Origin of the sequence: Candidatus Palauibacter sp. (assembly GCF_965197445.1) — a bacterium.
Lineage (GTDB): Bacteria > Gemmatimonadota > Gemmatimonadetes > Palauibacterales > Palauibacteraceae > Palauibacter.
This window is the reverse complement of the sequence record NZ_CBDANE010000005.1, coordinates 1,594,919-1,619,838: the sequence shown is the minus strand read 5'-3', so window position 1 is coordinate 1,619,838 and position 24,920 is coordinate 1,594,919. Positions and strand designations below refer to the sequence as shown.

General features: G+C 68.4%; 24 protein-coding genes and 1 pseudogene. 4 read left to right on the top strand and 21 right to left on the bottom strand.

Annotated elements, in window-relative coordinates; all coding sequences use genetic code 11:
• Positions 1 to 3: 3 nt before the first annotated feature.
• Together pyk and ACN9M6_RS14380 are read right to left on the bottom strand one after the other, a co-directional pair.
• The gene (pyk, locus tag ACN9M6_RS14385) at positions 4 to 1,455 is read right to left on the bottom strand and encodes a pyruvate kinase (RefSeq protein WP_419163571.1); all 1,452 of its coding nucleotides are present in this window, start codon (positions 1,453 to 1,455) and stop codon (positions 4 to 6) included.
• A gap of 33 nt (positions 1,456 to 1,488) precedes the next feature.
• Positions 1,489 to 1,818, bottom strand: a complete 330-nt coding sequence (locus ACN9M6_RS14380; RefSeq protein ID WP_419163570.1) for a hypothetical protein — start codon at positions 1,816 to 1,818, stop codon at positions 1,489 to 1,491.
• A 362-nt stretch (positions 1,819 to 2,180) separates the two neighbouring features.
• Between ACN9M6_RS14380 and rpsU the strand changes: the two genes are divergently transcribed.
• On the top strand, positions 2,181 to 2,381 hold the full coding sequence (gene rpsU, locus ACN9M6_RS14375) for a 30S ribosomal protein S21 (RefSeq protein WP_419163569.1): 201 nt from the start codon (positions 2,181 to 2,183) through the stop codon (positions 2,379 to 2,381).
• Between the two features lie 19 nt (positions 2,382 to 2,400).
• Here the strand turns inward: rpsU and ispG are convergent, their stop codons facing one another.
• From ispG to murQ, 6 genes are all read right to left on the bottom strand, one after another.
• The gene (ispG, locus tag ACN9M6_RS14370; protein WP_419163568.1) at positions 2,401 to 3,618 is read right to left on the bottom strand and encodes a flavodoxin-dependent (E)-4-hydroxy-3-methylbut-2-enyl-diphosphate synthase; all 1,218 of its coding nucleotides are present in this window, start codon (positions 3,616 to 3,618) and stop codon (positions 2,401 to 2,403) included.
• Positions 3,619 to 3,757: 139 nt separating this feature from the next.
• Positions 3,758 to 6,397: a vitamin B12-dependent ribonucleotide reductase gene (locus ACN9M6_RS14365; protein ID WP_419163567.1), complete on the bottom strand. Its 2,640-nt coding sequence runs from the start codon at positions 6,395 to 6,397 to the stop codon at positions 3,758 to 3,760.
• Positions 6,398 to 6,768: 371 nt separating this feature from the next.
• Positions 6,769 to 8,442, bottom strand: a complete 1,674-nt coding sequence (locus ACN9M6_RS14360) for a sodium:solute symporter family protein (RefSeq protein WP_419163768.1) — start codon at positions 8,440 to 8,442, stop codon at positions 6,769 to 6,771.
• 56 nt (positions 8,443 to 8,498) lie between these two features.
• Entirely contained in the window at positions 8,499 to 9,941 is a 1,443-nt protein-coding gene (locus tag ACN9M6_RS14355) for a glycoside hydrolase family 3 N-terminal domain-containing protein (protein WP_419163566.1), read from the bottom strand.
• Positions 9,938 to 11,065 carry an anhydro-N-acetylmuramic acid kinase gene (locus ACN9M6_RS14350; RefSeq protein ID WP_419163565.1) on the bottom strand — a complete coding sequence of 376 codons (1,128 nt, stop codon included), beginning with the start codon at positions 11,063 to 11,065 and terminating at the stop codon, positions 9,938 to 9,940. Before ACN9M6_RS14350 ends, ACN9M6_RS14355 begins: the two co-directional genes overlap by 4 nt.
• Positions 11,062 to 12,498 (bottom strand): N-acetylmuramic acid 6-phosphate etherase, encoded by a 1,437-nt coding sequence (gene murQ / locus ACN9M6_RS14345; RefSeq protein WP_419163564.1) that lies wholly within the window; start codon positions 12,496 to 12,498, stop codon positions 11,062 to 11,064. The genes ACN9M6_RS14350 and murQ overlap by 4 nt, the downstream gene beginning before the upstream one ends.
• Positions 12,499 to 12,615: 117 nt before the next feature.
• Here murQ and ACN9M6_RS14340 point away from each other — a divergent pair, with 117 nt between their 5' ends.
• A complete protein-coding gene (locus tag ACN9M6_RS14340; protein WP_419163563.1) occupies positions 12,616 to 13,365 on the top strand; it encodes an endonuclease III domain-containing protein in 750 nt (249 codons plus the stop codon).
• A gap of 23 nt (positions 13,366 to 13,388) precedes the next feature.
• Here ACN9M6_RS14340 and ACN9M6_RS14335 read toward each other — a convergent pair whose 3' ends face one another.
• On the bottom strand, positions 13,389 to 14,135 hold the full coding sequence (locus ACN9M6_RS14335; protein ID WP_419163562.1) for a hypothetical protein: 747 nt from the start codon (positions 14,133 to 14,135) through the stop codon (positions 13,389 to 13,391).
• Positions 14,136 to 14,320: 185 nt separating this feature from the next.
• On the opposite strand from ACN9M6_RS14335, the gene ACN9M6_RS14330 reads away from it, so the two are divergent.
• Positions 14,321 to 16,102 (top strand): ABC transporter ATP-binding protein, encoded by a 1,782-nt coding sequence (locus ACN9M6_RS14330; RefSeq protein WP_419163561.1) that lies wholly within the window; start codon positions 14,321 to 14,323, stop codon positions 16,100 to 16,102.
• A gap of 17 nt (positions 16,103 to 16,119) precedes the next feature.
• Here ACN9M6_RS14330 and speB read toward each other — a convergent pair whose 3' ends face one another.
• The 8 genes from speB to ACN9M6_RS14290 all read right to left on the bottom strand — a co-directional run bounded on the left by speB (position 16,120) and on the right by ACN9M6_RS14290 (position 21,420).
• Complete coding sequence (speB, locus tag ACN9M6_RS14325; protein ID WP_419163560.1) at positions 16,120 to 16,998, bottom strand: agmatinase; 879 nt, start codon at positions 16,996 to 16,998, stop codon at positions 16,120 to 16,122.
• Between the two features lie 35 nt (positions 16,999 to 17,033).
• Entirely contained in the window at positions 17,034 to 17,435 is a 402-nt protein-coding gene (locus tag ACN9M6_RS14320; protein ID WP_419163559.1) for a Fur family transcriptional regulator, read from the bottom strand.
• Positions 17,436 to 17,576: 141 nt separating this feature from the next.
• Positions 17,577 to 17,999, bottom strand: a complete 423-nt coding sequence (locus ACN9M6_RS14315; RefSeq protein WP_419163558.1) for a hypothetical protein — start codon at positions 17,997 to 17,999, stop codon at positions 17,577 to 17,579.
• A gap of 119 nt (positions 18,000 to 18,118) precedes the next feature.
• Positions 18,119 to 19,159, bottom strand: a complete 1,041-nt coding sequence (locus tag ACN9M6_RS14310) for a DHH family phosphoesterase (RefSeq protein ID WP_419163557.1) — start codon at positions 19,157 to 19,159, stop codon at positions 18,119 to 18,121.
• The gene (coaE, locus tag ACN9M6_RS14305; RefSeq protein WP_419163556.1) at positions 19,152 to 19,790 is read right to left on the bottom strand and encodes a dephospho-CoA kinase; all 639 of its coding nucleotides are present in this window, start codon (positions 19,788 to 19,790) and stop codon (positions 19,152 to 19,154) included. Before coaE ends, ACN9M6_RS14310 begins: the two co-directional genes overlap by 8 nt.
• A 1-nt stretch (position 19,791) precedes the next feature.
• On the bottom strand, positions 19,792 to 20,151 hold the full coding sequence (locus ACN9M6_RS14300) for a HesB/IscA family protein (RefSeq protein WP_419163555.1): 360 nt from the start codon (positions 20,149 to 20,151) through the stop codon (positions 19,792 to 19,794).
• A 151-nt stretch (positions 20,152 to 20,302) separates the two neighbouring features.
• Positions 20,303 to 21,112 carry a PHP domain-containing protein gene (locus ACN9M6_RS14295; RefSeq protein ID WP_419163554.1) on the bottom strand — a complete coding sequence of 270 codons (810 nt, stop codon included), beginning with the start codon at positions 21,110 to 21,112 and terminating at the stop codon, positions 20,303 to 20,305.
• A 62-nt stretch (positions 21,113 to 21,174) separates the two neighbouring features.
• Positions 21,175 to 21,420, bottom strand: coding sequence for a hypothetical protein (locus tag ACN9M6_RS14290; protein ID WP_419163553.1), 246 nt, complete (start codon positions 21,418 to 21,420; stop codon positions 21,175 to 21,177).
• Positions 21,421 to 21,563: 143 nt separating this feature from the next.
• On the opposite strand from ACN9M6_RS14290, the gene ACN9M6_RS14285 reads away from it, so the two are divergent.
• Positions 21,564 to 22,322 carry an SIR2 family NAD-dependent protein deacylase gene (locus ACN9M6_RS14285; protein WP_419163552.1) on the top strand — a complete coding sequence of 253 codons (759 nt, stop codon included), beginning with the start codon at positions 21,564 to 21,566 and terminating at the stop codon, positions 22,320 to 22,322.
• On the opposite strand, the gene ACN9M6_RS14280 is transcribed toward ACN9M6_RS14285, so the two are convergent.
• From ACN9M6_RS14280 to ACN9M6_RS14265, 4 genes and pseudogenes are all read right to left on the bottom strand, one after another.
• Entirely contained in the window at positions 22,319 to 22,999 is a 681-nt protein-coding gene (locus ACN9M6_RS14280; RefSeq protein WP_419163551.1) for a metal-dependent transcriptional regulator, read from the bottom strand. The two genes, ACN9M6_RS14285 and ACN9M6_RS14280, sit on opposite strands and share 4 nt — an antisense overlap.
• Positions 23,000 to 23,121: 122 nt before the next feature.
• Positions 23,122 to 23,223 (bottom strand): annotated as a pseudogene (locus tag ACN9M6_RS14275) (hypothetical protein); the annotation flags it as partial.
• Entirely contained in the window at positions 23,177 to 24,076 is a 900-nt protein-coding gene (locus ACN9M6_RS14270; protein WP_419163550.1) for a M42 family peptidase, read from the bottom strand. The pseudogene ACN9M6_RS14275 and the gene ACN9M6_RS14270, both read right to left, overlap by 47 nt.
• A 1-nt stretch (position 24,077) precedes the next feature.
• On the bottom strand, positions 24,078 to 24,914 hold the full coding sequence (locus ACN9M6_RS14265) for a hypothetical protein (protein ID WP_419163549.1): 837 nt from the start codon (positions 24,912 to 24,914) through the stop codon (positions 24,078 to 24,080).
• Positions 24,915 to 24,920: the final 6 nt, after the last annotated feature.

The following is a 24,920-nucleotide window of genomic DNA, read 5'->3' as shown; positions in this document are numbered from 1 at the left end:
GGATCACAACTCTTCGACGCGCATCATGTTCGTCGTGCCGGGGACGTGGAAGGGCACCCCGGCCGTCACGACGAACCGCTGGCCGGGTTCGCCCATGCCCAGCTCCAGAGCCACTTCCCGCGCCTTGTCGAGCATGCTCGTGTAGCTGATGCCCCCGTGAAATATCACGGGCTTCACGCCCCACACCAGCGCCAGCTGATTATACGTCCGCCACTGGTCGGTGATCGCGAGGATGGGGACCGACGGGCGCTGCGCGGACACGATCCTGGCCGTATAGCCGCTCTGCGTGAACGTGACGATGAAGGGCGAGCCGACCCGCTCCACGGCGATCAGCGACGCCGCCGCGATGGCGCCGGATGTCGTCTGCTGAATCTGGGACACGCCCTCGACCTGCTTGCCGACCCGTCCGGTGCGTCCCAACCGCTCGTGCTCGATGCGCCGGATGATCCGGTCCATCGTGCGCACCGCCTCGACGGGATACCCGCCCGCGGCCGTCTCGGCCGAGAGCATCACCGCGTCGGTGCCGTCGAGCAGCGCATTCGCAACGTCCGAAACCTCCGCTCGCGTCGGGTGGGGACTCTCGATCATCGACTCCAGCATCTGCGTGGCCGTGATCACCGGCCGGGCACGTTCCTGCGCCAGCCGGATGATCCGTTTCTGGATCATCGGCACTTCTTCGTATGGCAGTTCGACGCCGAGGTCGCCCCGCGCGACCATCACGGCATCGCTCAGGGGGAGGATCTCCGTCAGATTCTCCAACGCCTGCGATTTCTCGATCTTCGCGATGAGCAGGCACCCCCGGTCCATCTTCTGGCGGGTCGTTTCGAGGTCGGCCGGCCTCCGGACGAAGCTCAGGGCCAGGTAGTCGAGCACCTGCTCCCCCGAGAACTCGATGTCGGCAAGATCCTTCTCGGTGAGGGCCGGCGCGCCGACGCGCACTCCCGGCAGGTTGATCCCCTTCTGCGGTTTGAGGACGCCGGCGCTGAACGCCAGCGCGGAGACCCACCGCGGATCTTCGTCCGAGATCTCCTCCACAATGAACTCGAAGTGGCCGTCGTCCAGGAGGATGCGGGTGCCGGGCTCGACTTCCTCGGCCAGTTCGGGATAGGTCGTGGGAATCCGGCGCCCGGGTGGACTGGCTTCCGGCGGGTCCTCCCTCTCAGGAAAGAACCAGTAGGACTCTTCCGGCTCGATGTCGAGCCGATCGCCGGGAAGATCGCCCACGCGGATTTTCGGGCCTCGGAGATCGCCGATGATCGCGACGGGCCGGCCGAGCTGGCGGGCCACCTCCGCCACGAGCTGGACGATCTGCGTTACGCGCTCGCTCGAAGTGTGCGTGAAGTTGATGCGGACCGCGTCGGTTCCGGCTTCGATCAACTGATACAGCACCTTCCGGTCCCATGTGGCGGGACCGATCGTGCTGACGATTTTAGCTCTTCGGAACCCTGCGCTCATCCGCGGCCCAGATCAGGTGGGAGGCCGCGATTCCTATCCAGGCAGTTGGCCGGCCTCCGAGAGGTTAGGTCGGTGGGCTACGATCCACTCGTGCATGTTCTGCAGTTGACCGAGCGGGAGCCCCTCGAGAGATTTCACCTGCAAGCCCGGGATGATACACGCAGCGGCACGGCGGAGAAAGTAAGCGCGTTGGCGCCTGCGCTGTTCCGGGTTGAGGCTGGTGCCGCCGGGAATGTCCGGTATCGGCTCCAGGAGTCGGCGGTAACTGTAGACTTCGCGGGCGGAGAATTCGGAGGGGATCAGGTAGGCGTGGCCCTCGACCTCGAAGGTGCCTTCCGACGTGATGGCAATCGGACGTGCCATGGCCAGTCTCCTTGCGTCGCAGTCAGAGACGCGAAAGACCGTGACACCGGAAGGTCGGACAATCTCCTCGATTCCCCTACACCCCAGCCACACGGTCCATCGGGCTTCCAGACTCACTATAGGCGTTGACTTGCCCCCGGCGCAAACTTTGTGATGCTCCCTTCGCGCCCTGGACCCGAACACTCGCCGAAGCCTCACCCGCATCGGAACCGCGATGGGCGGGGGGCTCCCTGTGCGCCGGAGCCGCAGCCGGGGTGGCGGGGCTCGCAGTCCACGCTACCGGGGCCCGGGCGGCCGCGCATTTGACGCACCGCCATGGGGGCCGCTAGACTTTAAGGCTGACCCTGCCAGGAGGCGCACACTTGCAGTACACGCTACGCGACAACGAAGAACTCGACCGCGCACTGCGGAAGTTCCGCCGAAAGGTTCAGCGGGCCGGGATCTTTCGGGATATCAAGAAGCACCGCTTCTACGAAAAGCCGAGCGAGGCCCGACGCCGGAAGATGAAGGCTGCGGAGCGCCGTCGGCGGCGTCGCCGCCGCCGCCAGAAGGCCCGCAGCTAGTCCCCGCCTCGGTTCGCTGCTAGGAGAACCGGCGCTCCACGTACCCGTCGAGAATCTGCAGAAACTCTTCCACAATCCCGTCGCCCCGAAGCGTCGAATGATGTTTGCCATCCATGTAGACGGGCGCGGTGGGCGCCTCGGCGACCCCCGGGAGCGAGATGCCGAGATCCGCGTGCTTTGACTCGCCCGGGCCGTTCACGACGCACCCCATAACGGCAACCGACAGGTCCTCGACTCCCGGATAGTGTTCCCGCCAGGCGGCGAGGCGATCCGCGATATGGTGTTCGACATCGAGCGCCAATTGCTGGAAGAAAGTGCTGGTGGTCCGGCCGCAGCCCGGACATGCCGTCACCTGAGGCTTGAAACTCCTCAACTCCAGCGACTGGAGAATCTGCTGCGCGATCCGGACCTCTTCGGTCCGGTCCGCGCCGGGCTCGGGCGTGAGTGACACGCGGATGGTGTCGCCGATCCCTTCAGAGAGGAGGATGCCGAGCGCCGCCGCCGATGCGACCGTGCCCTTGCGTCCCATCCCCGCTTCGGTGAGTCCGAGATGCAGCGGATAGTCGCAGCTGGACGCGAGCTCTCGGTACACGGTCGCGAGGTCCGGTACGCGCGACACCTTGGCACTGAGGATAATCCGGTCGGACGCGAGGCCGAGGCCCTCCGCGACCTCGGCCGAGACGAGCGCACTCTGCACAATGGCGTCGAGCGTCACGCGATGCGCGTCGCGCGGCTCGGCCTGGCGCGCGTTCTCGTCCATGAGGCGGGTCAGGAGAATCTGGTCGAGCGACCCCCAATTGACGCCGATCCTCACGGGCTTGTCGTGCTCTATCGCACAGCGGATGATCGTCGCGAACTGTTGGTCCCAGCGCTTCCGTCCGACGTTGCCCGGGTTGATGCGGTACTTGGCGAGCGCGCGGGCGCAGTCAGGGTGCCCGGGAAGCAGGATGTGCCCGTTGAAGTGGAAATCGCCGACGAGCGGGACATCGATCCCGCGGTCCGCCAGGCGCTCGGCGATGCGCGGCACGGAGGCGGCCGCACGCGGCGTGTTCACGGTGATTCGGACGAGTTCCGAGCCCGCCTCGAACAGCGCCTGCACCTGGTCCGCGGTGGCCGCCACATCCGCGGTGTCGGTGTTGGTCATAGACTGGACGACGATCGGGTGAGCGCTGCCCACCCGGACGCCCCCGATGTCGACCGTTCGCGTCGCGCGACGCGAAGCAGAGGGACTACTCAAGCCCTTACCTGTTACGGTTCAACTCCGTGGGAGGTGGGTGCGCCGCCGCCCGCTGCGCCGCCAGGGAGGCAAGCCGCCGCCCCGGAAGCGGAAGCGGGGGCAGGACGCTACGCCGGTTGGTGAACCCGGGATGGAGCGGTTATCCGCACTCGCTGTGTCCGCAAGCGTAGCACTTCGCGCAACCTTCCTCAAAGGCGAGGCTGCTTCCGCACTCGGAGCACACGCCCATGAACAGCCGAGCCGCCGATTCCTGGTAGCGCTCTATGACGGGGCGCTGGGCCGTCCTCACACCGCCGTTGGTGTTCTTCCTCCTGGCCGTCTCCACCTCTTCGATGGGAAGCGTCTGCTGGATTCCCTCTTTCTCTTCCAGGTAGCGCTCGATCACCTGGGCGATCGCGTCGGGGCCGGACAGAACCTTGCTCAAGCCCAGCCCGACAGCCCGGTCGGAGGAAATCCCTCGTAGCTGCTTGTGCACGTCGCGAAGCGAGATGCCGGAGCGGAGCGCCAGCGAACACAGTCGACCGATGGCTTCCGCATCGGCCATCGCCGCCCCGCCCGTCTTGCCGAGTGCGACGAACACCTCGAACGGCCGCCCCTGCTCGTCCTCATTGATCGTCACGTACATCGTTCCGAGCGGGGACTCGATCTGCCGCGTGTGACCCCTGAGCACCGCGGGCCGCCGCCGCTTCTCCACGCGGCGCATCCGCGAACCCTCGAGCTCGGTGATGCGCTGTTTCTTCTGCTCGACGGTCTTCTCGAGATTCCGGTTGTGGGCCTTCAACTCGCTGTTCTGGGCCTCCGTGGCCGCGAGGCGTGCGAGCGTACGCGCCATGTCCCCGGCGACCTCGCGGTCGACCTCCACGGGCTCGAGCGTGATCCCCTCCGCCGCCACCGCCGAGCCGCTCTCGCTCGTCTGGCGCTTCACGTCCTTCGCGGTCCTGCCCGTCGAGAGCACCTGCTCGTCGCGTGACCCATCTCGATAGACGGTCACGCCCTTGCACCGCAGCTCGTACGCCAGCTCGTAGATCTTGCGGACATCCTCCTGCGTGGCCTCGGTCGGGAAGTTGCAGGTCTTCGAGATGGCCGAATCGCAATGTGCCTGGAAGGCCGCCTGCATGCGGATGTGCTGTTCGGGTGGAACATCGTGCGCCGTGACGAAGATCCCCTGTACATCCCCCGGCACTTCATCGAAGTGGACATGGCCCTCGTCGGCGATGCGCTGCATCAACTCCTCCGAGTACCAGCCCCCTTCCTTCGCACGGCGCACGAAGTCCGGATTGACGTCCGGCATCAGTACGCCCGCCTGATTCCTCATGAACGCGACGGCAAAAAGCGGTTCGATCCCACTGGAACACCCCGCGATGATCGAAATGGTCCCTGTGGGAGCGACGGTCGTGACGTTGCAGTTGCGAAGCCGGCGCTCCGGGCGGATCCGCTGGCCGTCCTCGTCGCGCCTGCACGTCTCGTCCGGGCCCCAGATCGATCGTTCCCACTCGGGGAAGACGCCGCGCTCGGCTGCCAGCCGTTCGGATTCGACCTTGGACTCCTCATCGACGAATTGCATTAACTCCCGCGCCAACTCGGTCGAGCGGGACGAACCGTAGGGTTCACCGATCCTGACGAGCATGTCCGCCCAACCCATGACCCCGAGGCCGACCCGGCGGATCCCGTTCGAAAGCTCCCGGATCCTGGCGAGGGGATATCGGTTGGCGTCGATCACGTTGTCGAGAAAGCGCGTCGAATCGCGCACGGCCTTGCCGAGCCCGGTCCAGTCGACCTGCCCCTCGTGTTCAACGAAGTAGCCGGCGTTGATCGAGCCCAGATTGCATACGTCGTACGGAAGCAGTGGCTGCTCCCCGCAGGGATTCGTGGCCTCGTAATCGCCAAGGTGCGGGACCGGGTTGTGCCGGTTGGCCTCGTCGATGAAGAAGACGCCGGGCTCCCCGTTCCGCCACGCGCTGGCGATGATGCTCGAGAGCACCTCCTCCGCGTTCAGTCGGTCCACTACCTCGCCGGTACGCGGATTCAGGAGGTCGTAGTCCGAGCCCGCCCGCGCCGCCGCCATGAAGGCGTCCGTCACACCGACCGAAATATTGAAGTTGGTGATCCTGGTCTTGTCCGCCTTGCAGTCGATGAAATGGCGGATGTCGGGGTGGTCGACCCTCAGAATGCCCATGTTCGCGCCGCGGCGCGTGCCCCCCTGCTTCACGGCTTCCGTCGACGCGTCGTACACCTCCATGAAGCTCACCGGACCACTCGCCACGCCCATGGTCGACTTGACCACGTCGCCGGATGGACGCAGCCGGCTGAAGCCGAAGCCCGTACCGCCCCCGCTCTGATGGATGAGCGCCATGTCGCGAAGCGTCTCGTAGATCCCGTCGAGACTGTCCGGAACGGGAAGCACGAAGCAGGCGGACAGCTGGCCGAGCGGACGCCCCGCGTTCATGAGCGTGGGGCTGTTCGGCTCGAAGATGCCATCGGCCATCAGATGGTAGAAATCCTCCGCCCGCTCGCGGACCGCGTCCTCCCCGGCACCGTAGCGACGATCCTCCGATGCGACGACATCGGCCACACGCCAGAAGAGATCGCGCGGTTCCTCGATGGGCTCGCCGGTGTCATCCTTCTTCAGATAGCGGCGAGCCAGAACCGTGCGGGCGTTGTCCGTAAGCCGGGGCTCGGCAAGTCCAGCCGGCGTCGCGTCGGATCCCCCCATCACTCCCCCCTGTACCGGCGCGCCAGCCGATACGACTTCCCGCACCGCCGCGTCCGGTGGATTCATCGCCTTCCTCGTCTCCTGTTCAAAAACAGTTTCGGAAGCCCCGTCATTGGGGGAAAAACCGGCTTCGGCCGGGACCCGACGACCGCGCGAGTCGAATGCCGGCCTAGGCCGGTCAACCAGGTTCTTGCCGCAAGGAGGCGGCCCCCGAGACGCCTTCGATTGCGATGTTTCTTCGCTGTGGAGGCCAAGCTCACCGTTTTCAACGACTCCACAGTTTTTCCACACAAAACCCCGCAGCTTTTCCACACAAAACCGCTACATATGGTGGTCGCGGGCGGGACGTCACACTATATGTGGTAGGTGGGAGGAAATCAAGCCGGGCGCGCCCCCATGCTCCGGCTTCGGGGCCGGACCTCGTGGATCGGACCCGCTCACACGGCTCGAGGGCGATGGCCGCGGAGGGCCCAGAGGCTGGCCCCGCCCACAGCGGCCACAGCGGCGGCGAGGGCGGCGGTTCGCGGTTCCAGCAGCACCGCGCCGCCCAGGGCGAACATCGTTCCGAACAGTAGCAGGGTGGCGGCCGCGGCTCGCAGGAGCGCCGTCCCGAGCGGAAGATCCGGTTCGACTCCGGCGCGCGCCCGGATCGCGCGCCAGCCTGGCCCCGCCGGTCGGACCCGCCGGTAGAACTCGAGCAGAGTGGCGTCCTGTTCGGCCCGCGTGAACCACATCACGGGAAGCCAGACGGCCGCCGAGCCGAAGGCGGTTACCGCCAGCCTCGTCCCGAACTCCATCGAACCGAACGCGGGCAGGTACGAGCAGACCGCGATCGCGAACCCCGCCAGCATCGCGGCCAGTTCGGCCCACGCGTTCACGCGCCACCAGAACCAGCGCAGGATCAGCACCGCACCCGGTCCGGTGCCGATGGCGATCATGAAGCGGAACAGCGCTCCTATGTCGTCCGCGAAGAACGCCGCCGTCGTCGCGAAGGCGACGATCACCGCGGAGGCCAGCCGGCCGACCCACACGAGCCGCGCGGACGAGGCTTCGGGGGCGACGAAGCGAGCGTAGAGGTCGTTCACCACGTAGCTCGCGCCCCAGTTGATCTGAGTCGAGACGGTCGACATGAAGGCGGCAAAGAAGGAGGCGACGACCAGCCCCAGGAGGCCGGCGGGCAGATACCTGAGCATGAGCATGGGATAGCCCAGGTCGGGGTCGGCGAGGTCCGGGAGCACGACCACCGCGACGAGTCCGACCAACACCCACGGCCAGGCCCGGACTACATAGTGAAGCCACACGAAACACCAGGCGGCTCGTTCGGCGTCCGCTTCCGAGCGGCAGGCGAGCAGGCGCTGTACGAATTCGCCTCCCCCGTCGGAGCGCCGGAAGGCCCACCACTGGATGCCCAGGTAGGCGAGAAAGGTCCCGAACGGCAGCGACTCGGAACCCGGCGCGGGCGTCATCTCCAGCACGTCGCTGCGCCCCGCGGCCGCGAGCTGTGCCTTCAGTTCCGCGACCCCGCCGATCTCGGCCAGCGCGAAACCGGCGACGAGCAGGGCCCCGAACAGAGCCAGGAAGAACTGGAAGAAGTCGGTGGCGACGACCCCCCACAGTCCGGCGACCCCGGCATAGGCGAGCACGAACACGGAGAGGGCCACGACCGCCCACAGCCGCTCGTCGCCCGGCATCCACCCGGACAGGTCGGGAAGCAGTCCCAGCGCCTCGACGACCTTGCGCATGGCGAGCATCACGAACCCGATCGCGATGCAGTTGATGGGGACCGCGAACAGGAAGGCGCGTGTGGCGCGCAGGACCGCGGCGGGCCGTCCTCCGTACCGAAGTTCCGTCAACTCCACATCGGTTACGACCTCGGCTCGACGCCAGAGGCGAGCGAACAGATAGATGAGGAGAAGATGAGAGAGCCCGAAGGACCACCACTCCCAGTTACCTGCGATTCCCCTCCGGGCGATGAGCGCGGAGACGTAGAGTGGCGTATCGACCGAGAAGGTGGTCGCGGCCATCGAGGTGCCGGCGAGCCACCACGGGAGGGCGCGGCCACCGACGAAGAAATCGACGACGCTCCCGCGCGCGCGGCGCGACAGCCACAGGCCGACGCCGAAGGTGAGCGCCAGATAGATCCCGACGACCCACCAGTCTGCAGGGCTCAGGGCCGCGTCCCCGCTCTCAGCCAGGCGGCGGCCGCCCGTTCCATCACCGTCTCGGTGGACCAGGCGCAGATTGCGGGCGCGCCCAGCGTCTCGAGCCAGCGCGCGTGACCAAGCAGGACGACGATCCCCCGCCGGGCGGAGCCGACGAGAGCGCGCGCCTCGTTCAGGGCCCGGGTCGATGGTGCGCCGCGGCCCTTCCAGCTGCGGGGCGTGGCGGCGAGCACGACAACGCACTGCCGGGCCTCCGGTCCCGCACAGATGCTCCAGCCGGCCGAGCGCAACTCGTCGGCGACGATCGTGCCGAGGGGGCCGGCGCGTCCCGCCGGGGGCCCCACGTCCGGATCGTCCGATACGCCGACGACGCGGGTCGGGACATCAGGTCTCCAGCCCCGCACGACTTCGCGGTCACCGACGATCGTATCGCATGCGAACGCTACCGACTCCCAACCGCCGTGGGACGCCCCGCCTCGCGACGCCATCGCGCCCGGTGGACACACGCGATCGGCGCGGCCGGCGGCGTCCTCCAGCCTGGTTGCGAACGTCGGGTCCGCGGCGGCGCGCTCCAGGGCGTTGATGGTCGCGCCCGCGTCACCGGGGTAACAGACGAGATCGCAGCCGGCCTTCAGCGCTTCCACCGCAGCCCCCGCATCGTCTCGGCCGACGCCGCCCATGATCATGGCGTCGGTCGAGACGATGCCTTCGAAACCCAGGCGACCGCGCAGAAGCCCGGACACGATGTCCGGCGACACGGTGGCCGCCCGCCCCCCTCCAAGCGCCGGGTAGGAGACGTGGGCCACCATCATGCTCCCGACCCGGTCGGACACGGCCGCGAACGGAGCCAGGTCGTCCTCGAGGAGCGTGGCGGGGAAATCGACCGTGGGAAGGCCGATGTGCGAGTCGTCCTTCGTTCTTCCGTGGCCGGGGAAGTGCTTCGCGCACGCGATCGCCCCGGTGGACTGGCATGCTTCGATCCATCGACCCCCGAGTTCGCCGACCCGCCCGGGATCGGGCCCGAAACTCCGCGTGGCGATGATGGGATTGTCGGGCTCCGCGTCGAGGTCGAGCACCGGGGCAATCACCCAGTTGATCCCCACTGAGAGCGCTTCCTCCGCTGTGGTTCGGCCCGCGGTCGTCGCAGCCTCCTCCGGGTACGGATGTGCGGCGAGCGCCGCGGGCGGCGGGAATTCGCTCAGGCCGCGGACCTGCTGGCCCGCCCCCCGCTCGAGGTCCGCGCCGATCCATAGGGACCGCCCCGCATCATTGCGGAGACGTTCGACGAGACGCCCGACTTGTTCAGCCTCTCCGCCGAACAGGATGAACCCTCCCACGCCGAGTTCGAGGGCCCGGTCGGCGCGCACCTCCACCTCATCTGGAGACCAGCGGTCGAGCCGGAGCGCTTCGATGACGACCCGCGCCGGATCGACGCCGGGAGGTGTCATGCCGGGGTCCACACACCGAGCAGGCGGGGACCCTCCGCGCCGGTCGCCCAAGGGGCGTTGGCCGGAAAGCCCAGGGCGCGCTGCCGCGCGAGCAGCGCGAAGGCCACGGCTTCACGGGCGTCCGCGTCCAGGCCCAGAGCCGACAGGTCCCGGACCGGCATCGGCGCCAGAAGTCGGCCCAGACGTGCCGCCAGGACCGGGTTGCGGGCGCCCCCTCCACACAGATAGCAGGCCGACGGCGCCTGCTCGATCCAGCGATAGGCGTCGGCGATCGACCGCGCCGTCAGCTCGGTGAGCGTCGCAACCCTGTCTTCGGCGGAGAGCGTCGCGTGTCGGTTCAGCCAGTCGAGTAACCGCCCCCGCGAGAACCGCTCACGTCCGGTCGACCGGGGGGGCGGCTGGGAGAAGAAGGGATCCGCGAGCCATTCCGCCAGTGCGCGCTCGTTCACCGTGCCACGGCGTGCAAGTCTTCCGTCGAGGTCGAAGCTGGACGCGCCTCCGGTCAGGTGCTCGACGGCTCCGTCGATCAGCACCCCGCCGGGCCCGGTATCGTAGGCCTGCGGCGCCGCACCGCTAGACGCGGCCGGGAGTGCGGTCACGTTGCCGATCCCTCCGATGTTCTGGATCACACGTGATTCTTCGTCGTGGAAGAGCAGCCAGTCGGTGTAGGCCGTTAGCGGTGCTCCCTCCCCGCCCGCCGCCATGTCCCGCGCCCGAAAATCCGACACGACGGGGCACGAGGTTTTCTCGGCGATGACCGCCGGCTGGCCGATCTGCAGCGTGGCGCCTCCTCCCGTCGCTGTCGGCGGTTCATGCCAGATCGTCTGTCCGTGGCTGCCGACCGCCTCGATCTCGTCGGGCTCCAGCGACGCCGAAGCCAGTGTCCGAAGTACCGCATGGCCGATCTTCGCTCCCAACTCGAAGTCGAGAGAGCAGACCGATGCCGCGCTGCCCGACGTAATCGCGCGGCCGATCCGACGCCGCGTCGCGGCGTCGTAGGATTCGGTGCGGAAGGCGACGAGGCGCCAACTCTCCGGCCGTTCGCCGGCACCTTCGGTCTCGACGACGGCCACATCGATGCCGTCGAGCGACGTGCCCGACATGGCGCCCGCCCAGAGGGTCATGCGTCCGCTCCGGACAGCAGCGCGGGGTGGACGCGCTCGCGGACCCTCTCTTCGTGCGCCGCGTCGTGTTGGGCCACGCCGCGCAGGAACTGGTACAGCGTCACGGTCTCGTCTCCGATTCGCGCGCGCCGGGTGAGCGCGGCGTCGACCGGTTCGGGGATTACCGCAGCCGTGGCCGCGCGCGCCGCGGCGAAGGCTTCCGCCGCAGCCTCGAAGTCGGTCTCCACCGCGGGCGCAACGCGGGCCGTCCAGTCGTCGAATACCCTGATCCCCTCCCCCTCGCCCGGATCGTCGAACCAGCACTCGAGACGTGGTCGCACGGCCTCCCGCTCAAACGCCGCCAGGTGCGCGGCATGCTGGCCCGGCGTCCAGGAAGTCGGGTCGGCTGGCACACGATGCCCCTCGGCGTCCGCCGCCGCCCCCTCCGCCTGGGCGTCGACGAGGTGTGCGGGCGCGGCGCGCAGCCGCTCGAGGAGCGCGGCGCTGTCGGGCCAGCCGGGTGCCTCCGGATAGCCGCCATAGGACGGGCGTTCCGCACTGCTGAAGCGCTCGATCGCCAGGCCGAGGAAGCCGTCCACGCAGTCCAGGTAGCGCTCTGCGAGAGCCCGGTCGACGTCGAGCGCGTGCATGGCGAGCGCGGTCTTCACGGCACCACCCGTGCGGATCAGCGCGTGTCGCGCTTCCCGGCGTGACTCGCCCGTGAGCGTTCTGAAGATCCGGATCCCACGATCGACGAGCTTCGCCGACCGCGCGCGGAGGTCGACCATGAGGTTCTCGTATACGCGGCCCGTCCGGATCATTGCTGCCGTAGTAATCGTATTGAGTACCAGTTTGGTCGCGGTGCCGGCCTTCAACCGCGTCGAGCCCGCGATGACTTCCGGACCCACGAGAGGAAGAATCAGGTGGTCCGCCAGGCCGACCACCTCGTCGGAGGGCTCGGCACAGCCGAGGAAGGCCGTGCCGGCCCCGAGCGCTGCCGCCTCGTCCAGTGCCCCGAGGACGTACGGCGTCGTCCCCGACGTGGCGATCCCGAGCACCAGATCCGCCGGCTTGACGCCGAGTTCCCGTACGGCCTCCGCACCGCCGGTTCGCGAGTCCTCAGCGCCCTCCGCGGTCCGCACGAGCGCACCCGGACCTCCGGCGATGATGGCCCGTACCAGATCCGGTTGGACTCCGAATGTGGGCGGGCACTCCGTCGCGTCGAGGGCCCCGAGGCGACCGCTCGTGCCGGCGCCCACGTAGATGAGGCGCCCGCCGCGGCGGAAGCGCTCGACAACCTCGTCCACCACGCGAGCGATGGCAGCCGCCTGGGAGCCCACGGCCTCCGGCACCGCGCGGTCTTCAGCCTGGATCAGGTGCACGATGGTCGCGCTGTCGGCTCGATCGATGGAGGCGGTACGCGGATTGCGCGCCTCCGTCAGGCGGGGACCCAACGACTTCTCGTCTCGTTGCTGCGATCTGCGGCGTTCGGGTACATTTGGCGCCCAACCTAGAGGGTTCGCCCTGGCCGCGGGAGTCGCGCCGGTGCGAAGAGGAGGGGACACACCAGAGTGAGTTCCGCACCGGACACGCCGCGGAGCCCGGACGTCGACGTCGTCCTCAGGCGCCTTTCCGAACGGCTCTCCATACCCGACAAGCCGCGGCTCGCCCCGCTCGACGAACTGGTCCTGACCATCCTGAGCCAGTCGACGACCGATGAGAACCGGGACCGCGCCTGGCGGAGCCTCGCCCGGCGGTTTCCACGCAGCGCGCAGACGAACACCCCGGTCGCGCCGCGAGGGTCCGTCGGGCCCGGGCCCATCTGCTGGGAGTCGGTGCGGCGCGCCACCCCGGAGCAACTGGAGGACGCAATCCGCGTCGCCGGACTCGCGAATCAGAAAGTGCCGGCGATCCGCAACGCTCTCGAGAGACTCGCCGCGGAAGTGGGGCGTCTCTCGCTCGACCACCTGAGAGACATGGACGACGGGGAAGCGATCGCCTACCTGACGACCTTCCGCGGCGTGGGGGTCAAGACGGCCGCCTGCGTACTCTGCTTCTCGCTCCGGCGACCGGTGCTCCCGGTCGACACACACGTCCTGCGAATCGCGCGGCGCCTGGCCTGGGTTCCCCCGAAGGCTTCGGCGGACCATACCTATCAGGCGCTCGCGCGCCGCGTCCCCGCCGACGAGCGATTCCGCATGCACATGTTGCTGATCACGTTCGGGCGTTCGCTCTGCGTCGCCAGAACTCCGCGGTGCGAAGCGTGCCCGCTCGGGTCCGATTGCCCCAAGGTTGGCGTCCCGCCACGCCTCGCGAGGTAGCGAGGGGCGGCGCGGCACCGGACTCAGATGTTCGGGATGCCGAAGACCAGCGGTTCATCGAGCCGCAGCCTGAGGATCGTCCCCGCGGGGAGCCCCGAATCCGCCTCTCCGGCCGACAGGAGGATCGCCGTTCCGGGTACGGCGCCAGCCGCAGCGCCGACGATGGTCCCTTCGCGGTGGCCGCCGATGATGCGGCCGAGCATCGGCCCCTGCGCCCCGCCCGCCGGGTGGTCAACCCCGGCTGCCGCTTGCACCTCGACGACGGACGCCGACATGGCCCATTCCTTCCCGTTGAAGAAGACGTCCATGAAATGGAGCTTCACGAGGGCGGCTCCGCTCTCCCCTCCCGACATCTCCACCGCGGTAATCTCCCCGTGCACGAGCGAATTCAGCGGCACCAGAACCATGTTGTTCTCGATTACCGGCCGGGTCACGCCGGCCCTGAACCGGTCGCCGGGGCGATGATCTGTCGGGCTGATCGGATCGAGGAGTTCGATCTCCAGTTCGGCCCCGGTCTGCACGGAAATCATGGTGTACGTGATCTCGGGGGCGCCCCCGGGCTCTGAAGTCGTCAGCCCGGCCACGGGTGGGGTCGGAGCCCGCCGCACTGGCGACGCGGCTCCCGCCGGGCTCTCCTCCGCGGCCCCGCCCGACTCCGCTTCGGGAACGACCTCGGGAGCGCAACCCAGCACCATCAGGCCGATCGTGACGAGTGCCGCCGGGCCCGGCACCGCGATACGTACGCTGCTCCGCTTCATAGTCATTTTCACGTCCCTTCCTGTTTCCTTGAACAGCCGGTGTCGTTGTACGGCCCGCAGCCCCTGCATACGTTCGACAGTGCGTTGCGCAGTCTCCGTTGCCGGAGAAAGCAACACCGTCGACCGCCGGCCGGTTCCGCGGTCGGCCGTCGAGTCCGGCCGGGCACACACCTCCGCCGGTTCCACCCGGAGATGTCTTGAGATCGCTTCGAACGCTGCTACCCTACTTCCGCCCGTACCGCTTGGGAATCGCGGTCGGGCTCATGCTCGTCATCCTGAGCAATCTGTTCACGGTCGCGGCCCCCTACGTACTCAAGATGGCCATCGACGCGCTGGAACAGGAACTCCGTCCCGAACTTATCCTGCGATACGCTGCGGTGCTTGCCGCAATCTCGCTCGTGGCCGGCGTCACACGGTACTGGATGCGCAAGCTCCTCAACGGCCTCAGCCGGCGCATGGAAACCGACATCCGGAGCGCCCTCTTCGCTCACATCCTGCGCCTCCCGCCGCAGTTCTTCGACACATGGCGTACGGGCGATCTGGTGAGCCGGGCCACCAACGACGTACAGGCAGTCCGCATGGTCGCAGGTCCCGCGATCATGTACGCGGTCAACACCGCCGCCGTCGCCTCGCTCGCTCTCGGGCTCATGATCTGGATCGACCCGCTGCTCACGCTGTGGGCCATGATCCCGATGGCCGTCCTTCCTCCGGCGGTCGTCCTGTTCGGGCGTCAGATCCACGAGCGGTTCGAGAAGATCCAGGCCCAGTTCTCGGAGATATCCAACTTCGCCCAGGAGAACCTGGCGGGCGCCCGCATCGTGAAAGCCTACGTGCGCGAGGACGCCCAGGCGCACCGGTTCGGGGCCCTGAATCGCGACTACAAGGCGCTGAACCTGGGTCTCGCCCGGGTGTGGGGACTGTTTCATCCGTCGCTGATGCTCTTCACGGGCGTGGGCGCCGTTGTGGTCCTGTGGTTCGGGGGCGGACAGGTCGTGCGCGGCGCGATCTCGCTCGGCGACTTCGTCGCCTTCTCGTTTTACCTCACATTGCTGATGTGGCCCATGATCGCCCTCGGCTGGGTGACCAACCTCTTCCAGCGCGGCGCCGCCTCGATGGGCCGGCTCAACAAGTTGTTCGAGATCGTTCCCGAGATCCGCGATCCGGAGACCCCGGTCCCGTTGACGTCGTCGCGCGGGGCAGTGGAGTTCGATGGCGTTTCGTTCCGGTATCCGGGTAGCGAACGGGACGTGCTTCGACATATCTCGTTCCGCATCGAGCCCGGTCAAACGGTCGCCATCGTCGGCGCCACCGCCAGCGGAAAGTCGACGCTGGCTGCCCTCATCCCCCGACTCTACGACGTGACCGAGGGGACGATCCGGCTGGACGGAGTCGACATCCGTCAGCTCGAGCTCGGGGCGCTCCGGGACTCGATCGCCTTCGTCCCGCAGGAACCCTTCCTGTTCAGCATGCGGCTCAGAACGAATATCGAACTCCGCCCCGGCGGGGACGAACTCGGAGCCCCGGTCTCGGGAGAACTCCGCAGCGCGCTCGGGGTCTCACAGCTCGCCAAGACGCTGGCCGTTCTGCCCGAGGGCATCGACACGCGTCTGGGCGAGCGCGGAATCAATCTCTCCGGGGGGCAGAAACAACGCGCCACACTGGCTCGCGCCGTCCACCGCGACGCGCCGGTTCTGATCCTCGACGACGCGCTTTCCGCCGTGGACTCGGAGACGGAAACGGCGATTCTCGGCGCCCTGCGCGACTACATGGCGGGGCGGACATCGATCATCGTCTCGCACCGGGTGTCCGCCGTCCGCACCGCCGACCTGATCCTCGTCCTCGATGACGGACAACTCGTGGAGCGCGGCGTTCACGAGGACCTGATCGCGGCCGACGGCACCTACGCCCGGCTACTGCGTCGTCAACTCGTGGCGGAGGAACTCGAGAGCATCGAGCGCCGCCGCGTCGCGAGCGGCTGACTCGGCGACCGTCCGACTCAGCGACCCTCCGACCAGAAACCGATCATCTTGTAGGCGAGTTTCGCTGCCGTGAAGGCGGACGCTTCCTCGCCGCGGCGAGGTGCGAGTTCGACCACATCCGCCCCCACCACGTTGCGTTCACGGAACACCCGGGAGAGAAGGTCCAGCGCGTCCCACCATCCGCCCCCGCCGGGTTCGGGCGTGCCGGTGGCCGGCATCAGCGAGGGGTCGAAGAAGTCCACGTCAAACGTGATATAGACGTTTTTGCCTAACGCCCGGACCGCCCGCTCGACCCAGCCGGGGTGTCGCATCTCGTGTGCGAAGACCACCTCGATCCCGTGCTCCCGGATGACGCCTCGTTCCTCCAGCGTGAGCGCCCGGATCCCCACGGACACAATGTTCCGGGTCCGCTCCAGGACGCGCCGCATCACGCAGGCGTGGTTCCAGGGCGAGTCGTGGTGACGGTCCCTGAGGTCCGTATGAGCGTCGAACTGGAGGATCGTCACGTCGCCGCCGAGCCGGTCGACCCACGCGGTGGCCGGAGCGCTCGAGATCGAATGTTCCCCGCCCAATCCGATCACGAAGCGGTCTCCGGCTGCCTCGAGCAGGTCGTCGTACAGGGCCCGGAGCCGCGCGATCGCAGGTTCGGGACCCACCGTGCCGAGGTCGATCGCGGGAAGCGTGCAGACCCCGGCTTCGTACGGCTCGCGGTCGAGTTCCTCGTCGTACCATTCGAGATACCGAGAGGCTTCGATGATCGCCGCGGGGCCTTCGCGCGTGCCGGTCCCCCAGCTGGTGGTGGCTTCGTAGGGGATCGGCAGGATGACCACGCTCGCCGTCTCCCAGTTGCAGAGTTCCGGCGGGAGGTCGAGAAAGTTGCGCCGGTCGGTCCACATGTGCCCGGCGAGGGCGCCGGGCAGATCCGCCTCGCTCAGTGCAGGCAGTCGGGGCAGTACCCCTCCAGCTCGAGCCGGTATCCGACGACATCGAAAGGCGTCATCTCGGCGAGGCCTGCCATCCAGTCGCTGGGGCGCGGGCCTTCGATATCCTGCACTCGTCCGCAGGAGAGGCAGCGGATGTGCTCGTGATCGTCGGTGCGGCCGTCGTATCGCGCGGGCCCGGCGCCGAGCGACAACTTGCGCGCAACGCCGCAGGTGACGAAGGCCTCCAGCGCCTTGTAGACGGTTGCGAGGCTGATATCCGGGACCCGTTCGCGGACGGAAGTGAACACGTCGTCCGCGGTCGGATGCGCCGTCGTGGCCGACAGTACGTGGTACACGGCCGCACGCTGCGTGGTAAAGCGGTGTCCCCCGGCTTCCAGGGCACGGCGCAACTCTTTCGGAGTTACGCCTGGAGTCGGTCCCTCGGGAGGGCTCACTGGAATATCACACCGTTTGGAGCTTAACAACTGCGGCCCGACCTGCGCGGCCGGCCCTCGGATACTCTCCGAAGTTAGCGACGCCGTAGGGCGCGATCAATCCGCCGCGTCGGCCTCCCGTGATTGCTCCACGAACGCTTCCCAGCGCGCCCCGTCGCCATCGATGGATACATGGCGGGCCGGATTGGGCTGGCCCAATCTCCGCTGCAGGCCGGCCACGAGGCCGGGTACGCGGTCCGCCGGCGCGCGCCCGTGTTCGACGACTACCTGATGCGGGGGAGTCCCGTTGGCCGGGACCATGCGGGCGCTGTACAACGCACGTCCACCGTTCTCGAGGATGCTCGTGAAGAGGAGAAACTCGGACGAATCCTCGACTTGAGGGAGAGGAGGAAAGAGCCAGACATCGGCGATGCGCGGCGGAGGCACCCGCTGACTGAGGTCTCCGAGTCGGGCCGCGCGGGATCCCGGGTCGACCGTGGACCCGTTCCGTACCTGCGCTGCATGATCAGCCGTCTTCACGCCCATTTCACCTCCCCGCCGAGTCCCCACCCCGGGCCCTTCGCACTGGCAGCCCCGAACGTAACGGCACGCCTTCAACATACGCGAGGCGCCCGTCGCGAAGCAATTCGAACGCTACTTCAACCGGAGGCCGCGACCTTTTCCACGAGGGGGCGCAACTCGTCCAGCACGACCCGTACCGTCTCTTCCAGGTCGAGTTCGATGAGGGCGCCGGACGCCTTCGTGTGGCCCCCGCCACCCAGGAGCTGAGCGACCTCCGACACGTCCACCTCGCCGTTTGAACGGAAGGAAACCTTGGTCCGGGCCCGGGACAGGCCGCGGAACATCAGGCCGACCTCGATACCCTCGAGACGCCGCGGGAACTCGACGAGTCCCTCCATGTCCTCGCCCCGCGCCCCGGTTCTCGACAGAGCCCGGTGGTCCAGCGAGATCCATGCGATGGGTGCGCGCGGGTCGACTTCCAGACGCTCGATGGCCAGCCGGATCAGCGCCAGCCGGCCGCGGCTATAGACGCCGTACAGCGCCCGGTACATCGCACCGGGATCCACGCCGGAGTCCAGCAGCACGCTGGCGATCGCATGTGTCCTCGAGACCGTGTTCGAGAAACGGAATGAGCCGGTGTCCGTGGCGATCGCCGCGTAGAGCGCTCGCGCTTCCACCGCCGTTACCGGCTCGTCGTCGAGCGACAGCAGGTCGAAGACAAGCTCCCCCGTGGCGCAAGCCGATGGATCGCGGATCGCCGGCTCCACGAGGGGGGGACCGACGGGGGGGTGATGGTCGATCAGGACCCCGCCCGTCCGAAGTGCATGATCGGGAAGACGGCCGAGTCGCTTTGGCTCGGCCGTGTCGAGGATTGCGATCGTGTCCGCCCCGTTCAACGGGTCCGCCGCCGACGGGTCCTCGGCCACTAGCGCCGGCACGTCCGTAAGCAGGAAACGCAGAGACTCCGGGACGCGGCTCGGGGTGATGATGGTGGCCTCCGCGCCCTGGCGCATGAGCCGCGACGCCAATGCGACCATGCTTCCGATGCCGTCCCCATCGGGGTTCACGTGGGTCGTGAGTACGACGGATGACGCCTCTCGCAGGCGGCGCCGGATGGCCTCCAGCTTCGCCGCTCGCGCTCGCCCCATCTCGGGGACCGCCACTCGAGTGCTACTCAAGGTCTTCCCGCCCCTCGGCCGCCGCGCTCAGGACGGCCTTCCAGAGTTCACGGACCGCTGCGTCCAGCTCCTCGGGCTTGCCTGCGTTGTCGAGGACCCGGTGCGCCCGCCGCCGCTTCTCGGTCCCCGGCAGCTGGGCGGCATCGATCGCCGCGAAGCGCTCTGCGGACCAGCCGCGCGACGTCCGGGCGCGGGCCTGGCGCAGGGGCTGCGGCGCGTCGACCACGACGATCACGTCGTAGTCGGCTTCGAGACCGACCTCGAACAGCAGGGGGACTTCCTCCACGATCACCCGCGCGCCGGCGGCGGTCGCTTCGGCAATGAGACGCGCCCGCAGTTCGCGGATACCGGAGTGGGAGATGCGTTCGAGCGTGGCACGGGCCGCATCGTCCTCGAAGACCAGCCGGCCAAGGACCTCCCGGTCGATGGTGCCGTCGGACCCGATAACATCTTCGCCGAATGCATCGCGAATCCCGGCGAAGGCCGGGAATCCGGGCTGCACAAGCTCGCGCGCGAGTTCGTCGGAGTCGATGACCGTAGCGCCCCATTCCGCCAGCCGGCGGGCGACGGCGCTCTTTCCGGCCGCGACCGTCCCGGTCAGCCCGACCCGATAGGGGGGCCCGGGCTTCACACTAGACGGCGAAGGAGGTCCCGCAGCCGCAGCTCCCGGTGGCGTTCGGGTTCTCGAACGTGAATCCGGTGCCCTGAAACGAACTGTGGTACCCGATGGAAAGGCCGGCCAGGTATTGCGCGCTGAACGGATCGATCACCACGAGCACCCCCTCGGACTCGAAGCTGAAGTCGTCGTCGCGCACGACGGTATCCATGTCCAGTCCGTATTCGAACCCCGAGCAGCCGCCGGGTATGACGCTCACCCGCAGCACCGTCTCGGCCTCCGCCCCGGCCTGGAACTCCCTGACTTTCTCGGCCGCCTCGCGGGTCAGCTTCACGATGGGGTCGACCGACCGCTCGGCCCGGATTGTCTCGCTCATACCGCCTGCACCTCCCGGACGGGAACCCGCTGCGGTGCCCGCCGCGTCAACCTGCTCTCTCCGCTCCTGCAACGAAGCCCGACGGCTGTAACATAACCGGTTTCGATCTCAGGCGTGGAGCCCGTGAAGATAAGCACGCCCTGGAGGTGTTCTACGTGACCCCGCAGCTGGAACGCCGACCGATCGCATCCAGCCACCGCTCGGGTACATGCGCCCAGCCCGGCTGACCTCGCCGGCCCGCGTCCGGCCCGTGCCAGTCCGAGCCTCCGCACCTCAGCAGTCCGAGCTCGGCGGCCAGCGCATTCATGCGGCTCTGCACGGCGGGTGGGTTCGCCGGATGCACGACCTCGACACCGTCCAGACCCTCGCCTGCCCACCGTCGCACGTCATCTTCGCCGTGTGTGGTGCCCGGATGCGCGAGGCACACAATCCCCCCCGCTCGGTGGACTTTCTCGAACACGACGCGCGGCGGCGTCCGCTGCTTGGTGACGTGGGCCGGACGACCGTTTGAGAGATAGAGCCGAAACGCCTCGTTGATGTCGGGTACCTCACCGCACGCCACGACGGCTCGGCCCAGATGCGCCCGGGTCGGGGCCGCGGCGCCGGCCTGACGCTCCACATCCTCGTAGGTCACCGCAACATCGAGCGACTGCAGCCGTTCGACGATGCTGCGCGCGCGCCGGATCCGGTCCTTGCGATAGCGGCTCAGGAAGTCCTGCAGCTCGGCATCCGTCCTGTCGAAACCGAAAGCCAGCAGATGCACCGACCGTCCGGGCTCGTTCGCGGACAGCTCCGCGCCGGGCAGGAAACGGAGACCGTGTGTTCGAGCCGCGTCCTGCGCCTCGTCGAGGCCCGCCGTCGTGTCGTGGTCGGTGAGGGCGAACCCCACCAGACCGGCTTCCGCGACGGCACGAGCGACTTCGGCCGGCGCGACCGTCCCGTCGCTCTGCGTCGAATGCATGTGGAGGTCGATGCTCCGAGTGCTTCCGTCGTCCGGCCCCCCTCGGCCGGCGACCTCGGCGTTCAATGCCCGTAGCTCGGATATTCTCGAGGAATTCCCATCGAGCGCGAGGCCTCGAACAACGCCTCGAGTGCCTCCTCCGTAATGTCCTCGAAGTCGCTCCCGGCGTACTGATCGGCGTCGACGCGGACCACGCGGTAGGGCCGCTGGTCGGTGCTGGTGCAGAAGAAGACGACCACACGCTCCCCGCCCTCCTCGGCGATTTCCGCTCGCCACGTGTCTCCCTGGGCCTTGATTCTCATGCTCACGCGTTCATCGTCCGTTCTCCGGTTATTCTCGGAATTTCGTCTGGCAGAGGGTTCGGGATCGCGTCGTTCGCAGGCGGCGCGGCGTGCGGGCGGCGCGGCGTGCGGGCCCGAGGCAGGGGTCGGCGACACAAGATCGGTGGGCGATGGAACAGGGTCAATGGCGAGAGGCGCGCAGGCTCGTGCGCGAAGCGGGACGTGTGGTCGCCCTCACCGGTGCGGGCATTTCCGCCGAGTCGGGGGTGCCTACGTTCCGCGACGCGGGAGGGCTGTGGAGGTCGTATCGGCCGGAGGAACTGGCCACGCCAGAGGCGTTAATTCGGGATCCCCGCACCGTCCTGGAGTGGTACGCGTGGCGCCGGTCGAGACTCAGCCGCTGCCGACCCAACGCCGGACACCGCGCGCTGGCCCGCTTCTTTCTGAAGCGCGGCGAGGCAGGGCTGGTGACCCAGAACGTGGACGGCCTCCACACCCACGCCGCCCTCGAAGAGGCGGGGGATGCTCCGCCCGACCCGGCCCTCCCGATCGAGCTTCACGGCGCCGTGGGCCGCGACCGCTGCAACGGCTGCGAGACGCGCTGGCCGGCCGAGCCCCTCGCCGACTCCCTGCCCCGCTGCGCGTCGTGCGGAGACCTGCGCCGCCCGGACGTCGTCCTGTTCGGAGAGACGCTGGATCCCGAGGTGCTGGAGCGGGCCCGTCTCCTGGCGGAGCGGGCCGACCTCTGCCTCGTGGTCGGCACGAGCGCTGTGGTCTACCCCGCTGCCGCCCTCCCGCTCGCGACGCGTGAGTCCGGGGGCCACATCGTGGAGGTCAACGTGCGATCGACGGCGCTCACCGAAGCCGCCACCATAGCGCTTCGCGGCGAGGCCGGAACCGTCCTCCCCGCGCTTCTGGACTGCTGCTAGGGCTCGCGCTCCACGAACACGGCGCTTGCCAGGCCGGGCGCGACCTCGAACGAGCGGTCTCCGATCTCGAGGCGCGCGCCGCCGCCGTCGCGCTCGCCCACGCAGCGAATGCGGGTGCCCGGGAACAGCCCCAGCGTGGCGAGTTCGCGCAACGTCTGCGGACTCTGGTCCGAGACTTCGCGCACGACGCCGCGGCTCCCACCCTCCAGCTCGGCGAGTGGAACCCACTCGGTCGCGGCCAGTTTTCCGTCGCGGGTCGGGATGGGGCTGCCGTGAGGGTCGATGGAGGGCTCGCCCAGTGCCTGCGCCATCCGGTCGATGAGCGCTTCGGAGGCGGCATGCTCGAGGCGTTCGGCTTCGGCATGCACGTCCTCCCACGAGAACCCGAGCCGCTCGATGAGGTAGAGTTCGATCACGCGGTGCCGGCGGATGATCCGGCGCGCCGCCGCCCTGCCCGCAGCCGTCAGGACCACCCCGTGGTAGGGCGTGTGGCTGAGCAGTTCCTGCGCGGCAAGACCCTTCACCATGTTCGTGACGGACGCCGCCGAGCGGTCCAGCTCCTCGGCCAGCGCCGTCGTCGACACGGCCTCGCCCCCGGCCTCCTGCTGCAGCTTGTGCACCGCCTTCAGGTAGTCTTCGACGGCCCGGCTCGGATCGCTGGCCCTCCCGTCCGGCATGGCGCGGCCTACCCCGCGCTGAAGTCCACGCTCTCGTCGAGCGCGGTCAGGTATTCCGCGATCAGTTCGGCGGCCGCATCCAGATCCGTCAGATCCACGAGCTCGTTCGGACTGTGCATATACCGGTTGGGAATGGAGACCAGGGCCGTGGCAATCCCGGCGCGGGTAGTGAAGATGTCATCCGCATCGGTCCCGGTGGCCGAGGGTGTCGCCTGCCACTGGATGTCCGTGCCGACCCGCCGAGCCGCGCTCCTCGAGCCCGTCAACGAGACGCGGGTTGAGGACCGCACCCCGGCTGAGCACGGGACCGCATCCCAGCCGGACATCGCCGTATTCCCTCTTGTCCGCGTGCGGATGATCCGTCGCGTGCGTCACGTCGAGGACGATCGCGACCTCCGGATTCAGCTGGAAGCTGCTCGTTCGCGCGCCGCCCCCGAGGTGCGCGCCGATCTCCTCGTGCGTGGTCGCCACGGCCACGACGCGTGGAGCGATGGGCCGGCCGCAGAGACGCCGGAGAGCCTCGAGCACGACGGCCGTGCCGGACCGATCGTCCACCGAACGGGCCACGACGATCGTGTCGCCGATGATTACGGTCTCGGACCGGATCGTGCCCACATCGCCGATCGCGACCAGCCGGCGCGCGTCGTCCCCGCTGGCCGCGCCGATGTCCAGCCACAGGTCGGAGAGTTTGACGGCCTGTGTACGCTCTTCCGGTTTCATGAGGTGGATGGCTTTGCGGCCCACCACACCCGGGAGCGGCCCGTCGCGCGTGAGCAACTCGATCCGCTGGCCCACCAGCACCTGCGCATCCCATCCTCCCACGCCGCGGACGTACAGGAATCCCTCATCGTCGATGTAGTGGACCATGATGCCGATCTCATCCACGTGACCGGCCAGCATCACCGTCGGGGCGCCCTCAGCCGCGTTGGACGCGAACGAATTGCCCTGCACGTCCGTCCACACGTCGTCGGCGAACTCGCGGGCGATGTCCCGCCACACCTCGGAGGCCGCGTTCTCGAACCCCGAGGGCCCGGGAGCGTCCAGCAGCCGGAGCAATGTCTGCTTGAGTTGCTGCACGCTACGAGGCCGGACGCTGGAAGATGGAGTCCGACAGGACCGGGTTCAGTTCGACGTCATCGTGGCGAAGTTCGCGGGTCGGGTTCATCTCCGTATCCCGATAGAGCCGGGAGATGACGTACGTGAAGCCGCCGACCTCATCGTATCCGTCCCAGTACATACGCGCCCGGCTCTCCTCGCCTCTTCCCTGGGAGATGTAATGCACCTGCTCCGGGTAGGGGTCGTCGTCCAGGAAGTAGTAGAAGTAGCGGTCGCCGGACTGGAGCCCCACACCGTCGCCGAAGGTGATCCGGACCTCGTACCCGCCGTCCTCCCACGGGCCCGCCCGGCGGTTGACGCCGGGATCGAACAGCTTGTAGGGGAGCCCGAACCAGTACACGACGTCGCGTCCCACGTATTCGGACTCGTCCCAGGCCCGGATACCCGGTTCGAGGAGACGCTCGTTGAGCGTGGCCCACATGTCGGAGCCCGTGAAGGTCTGGACGTAGAGACCCTCGGCCTCGGGGCGCTCGATCCGCGTCTGCTCGACGCCGTTCACCTTCCGGTACTCGACCCGTCGCGGGCGCATGCGCCGGATCTCGCCGACCGAGTCGTACCACACGGTGGTGATCGTATAGCGGGCCGACTCGATGCTCTCCCACGCCGCCATGCCGCCCGCGGCGTCCACCCAGGCGCCGATCAGCGAGTCGGCGAGTACTTCGTCCGGCTCGAGACCGGCGGTCGAGGCCGCGGGAGACGAACCGTCCCCCGCACAGCCCGCGGACGCGGCTGCGGCGAGGGCAAGGGTGAGGGCGAGGGCGGGGCCGGGGCGTCGCGGGAGTTGGGCGCGGGGGTTCATATGGGC

Excerpts from the sequence above, each read along its gene's own strand:
- ACN9M6_RS14280 (WP_419163551.1), bottom strand. The coding sequence starts at position 22,999 with ATGCCGGACGGGAGGGCCAGCGATCCGAGCCGGGCCGTCGAAGACTAC.
- pyk (WP_419163571.1), bottom strand. The coding sequence starts at position 1,455 with ATGAGCGCAGGGTTCCGAAGAGCTAAAATCGTCAGCACGATCGGTCCC.
- ACN9M6_RS14350 (WP_419163565.1), bottom strand. The coding sequence starts at position 11,065 with ATGACCCTCTGGGCGGGCGCCATGTCGGGCACGTCGCTCGACGGCATC.
- ACN9M6_RS14300 (WP_419163555.1), bottom strand. The coding sequence starts at position 20,151 with ATGAGCGAGACAATCCGGGCCGAGCGGTCGGTCGACCCCATCGTGAAG.
- speB (WP_419163560.1), bottom strand. The coding sequence starts at position 16,998 with ATGTGGACCGACCGGCGCAACTTTCTCGACCTCCCGCCGGAACTCTGC.
- ACN9M6_RS14295 (WP_419163554.1), bottom strand. The coding sequence starts at position 21,112 with ATGCATTCGACGCAGAGCGACGGGACGGTCGCGCCGGCCGAAGTCGCT.
- ACN9M6_RS14355 (WP_419163566.1), bottom strand. The coding sequence starts at position 9,941 with ATGACACCTCCCGGCGTCGATCCGGCGCGGGTCGTCATCGAAGCGCTC.
- ACN9M6_RS14365 (WP_419163567.1), bottom strand. The coding sequence starts at position 6,397 with ATGAATCCACCGGACGCGGCGGTGCGGGAAGTCGTATCGGCTGGCGCG.
- ACN9M6_RS14265 (WP_419163549.1), bottom strand. The coding sequence starts at position 24,914 with ATGAACCCCCGCGCCCAACTCCCGCGACGCCCCGGCCCCGCCCTCGCC.
- ACN9M6_RS14285 (WP_419163552.1), top strand. The coding sequence starts at position 21,564 with ATGGAACAGGGTCAATGGCGAGAGGCGCGCAGGCTCGTGCGCGAAGCG.
- ACN9M6_RS14380 (WP_419163570.1), bottom strand. The coding sequence starts at position 1,818 with ATGGCACGTCCGATTGCCATCACGTCGGAAGGCACCTTCGAGGTCGAG.